General features: G+C 73.3%; 1 protein-coding gene and 2 pseudogenes. All 3 read left to right on the top strand.

Annotated features, from left to right (window positions below):
* A pseudogene (locus ABZ641_RS34780) lies at positions 1-84 on the top strand (GntR family transcriptional regulator); the annotation flags it as partial.
* A 43-nt stretch (positions 85-127) separates the two neighbouring features.
* Positions 128-841 (top strand): annotated as a pseudogene (locus ABZ641_RS34775) (FAD-binding domain-containing protein); the annotation flags it as partial.
* A gap of 57 nt (positions 842-898) precedes the next feature.
* Positions 899-2,046, top strand: a 1,148-nt coding sequence (locus ABZ641_RS34770; protein ID WP_359988359.1) for a permease, incomplete at its 3' end; no start/stop codon positions are given.

Raw genomic sequence — 2,046 nt, 5'->3', positions numbered from 1 at the left:
CTGGCCGAGGAGTTCGGCGAGTCCCGGAACACCGTCCGGGAGGCGCTGGACCTGCTGCGCACCGAGGGCCTCGTCCGCCGGGTGCCCGGCTCGGGCCGAGGCCCGCAGGCGCTGGAAGGCCTGGGACGTCACCGCCTACGAGGAGGTGCACGACGACCTGGCCGCCGACGGGACGTCACGTCTCTCCCCCTACCTGCACTTCGGCTGCCTCTCCGCGACCGAGCTGGTCGACCTCGCCGAACGCCGCGGCGGCCCCGGCGCGGAGGCCTTCGTCCGGCAGCTCGTCTGGCGGGACTTCCACCACCAGGTGCTCGCCGCCCGGCCGGACGCCGCCTGGCAGGACTACCGCGGCAAGGGCGACCGGTGGCGCGAGGACTCCCGCGAGGCCGAGGCCTGGCGGCAGGGCCGCACCGGCTTCCCCGTGGTCGACGCCGGGATGCGCCAACTCGCCCACGAGGGCTGGATGCACAACCGGGCCAGGCTGCTCACCGCCTCCTTCCTGACCAAGACGCTGTACCAGGACTGGCGGACCGGAGCCCGGCACTTCCTGCACCTGCTGGTGGACGGCGACCTCGCCAACAACCAGCTCAACTGGCAGTGGGTGGCCGGCACCGGCACCGACACCCGTCCCAACCGGGTGCTCAACCCGCTCACCCAGGCCGACCGCCTCGACCCGGACGGCGCCTACGTACGCCGGTGGGTGCCCGAACTCGCCCACCTCCGGGGCCGGTCCGTCCACCGGCCCTGGCTGCTGGAGCGTCCGCCGGCCGACTACCCGGCGCCCCTGGTCGACCCGGGCGAGGTGGCGACGCGACTGCGGCGGGGCCGCGGCCTGGACTGACCGGGCCGGCCCGGCCGCCCCTGGACCACCCGCCGACCGCCCGACCTGCGAGGCCGAATGGACGCCGTGCTGCACGCGCTGGAGATCACCGGCGCGATGACCTGGGAGATCACCTGGGCACTGATCCTCGGCTTCCTGCTGTCGGCGGTCGTCCAGGCGGTGGTCCACCGGGAGACGGTCGCCCGGGCACTGGGCGACGACCGGCCGCGGACGCTGGCGCTCGCCTCCGGGCTCGGCATGGCCTCGTCCTCCTGCTCGTACGCCGCCGTCGCACTGGCCCGCTCGCTGTTCCGCAAGGGCGCCGACTTCACCGCGGCGATGGCCTTCGAGATCGCCTCGACCAACCTGGTCGTCGAACTCGGGGTGATCCTGGCGCTGCTGATGGGCTGGCAGTTCACGGCGGCCGAGTTCACCGGCGGCCCGATCATGATCGTGGTGCTGGCGGTGCTCTTCCGGCGGTTCCTCCGGGCGCCGATGGTCCGGGAGGCGCGGGAGCACGCCGACCGCGGGGCGGCCGGCTCGATGGAGGGCCACGCCGCGATGGACATGGGCGTGCGCCGCGGCGGCGGTTTCCTCCGCCGGCTGGCCTCGCCCGAGGGCTTCACCTCGGTCTCGCACGTCTTCGTGATGGAGTGGGCCGCGATCCTGCGGGACCTCGTCCTCGGTCTGCTGATCGCCGGGGCGGTCGCCGCCTGGGTGCCGGACTCCTTCTGGGAGGCCTTCTTCTTCACCGGCCACCCCGTCGCGGCGAAGGTCTGGGGCCCGCTGATCGGTCCGGTGGTGGCCGTCGCCTCGTTCGTCTGCTCGATCGGCAACGTGCCGCTCGCGGTGGTCCTGTGGAAGGGCGGCATCAGCTTCGGCGGCGTGGTCTCGTTCATCTTCGCCGACCTGCTGATCCTGCCGATCCTCAACATCTACCGGAAGTACTACGGGCGGCGGACGACGCTCTTCCTGCTCGGCACTTTCTACCTCGCCATGGTGGCCGCCGGGTACGCCGTCGAGATCGTCTTCGGCGCGCTCGGCCTGATCCCCGACCAGGCGGACGCCACCGTGCCCTCCGAGGGGGTGCGCTGGGACTACACCACCTGGCTGAACATCCTCTTCCTGCTGCTCGCCGCGGTGCTGCTGGTCCGCTTCTTCCGGACCGGCGGCGCCGGGATGCTGCGCGCGATGGGCGGCGCCCCCGACGCGGCGCGGCACGGGCA

Origin of the sequence: Kitasatospora sp. NPDC007106 (assembly GCF_040634455.1) — a bacterium.
Taxonomy (GTDB): domain Bacteria; phylum Actinomycetota; class Actinomycetes; order Streptomycetales; family Streptomycetaceae; genus Kitasatospora; species Kitasatospora arboriphila.
This window is presented reverse-complemented; position numbering and strand designations above follow the sequence as displayed.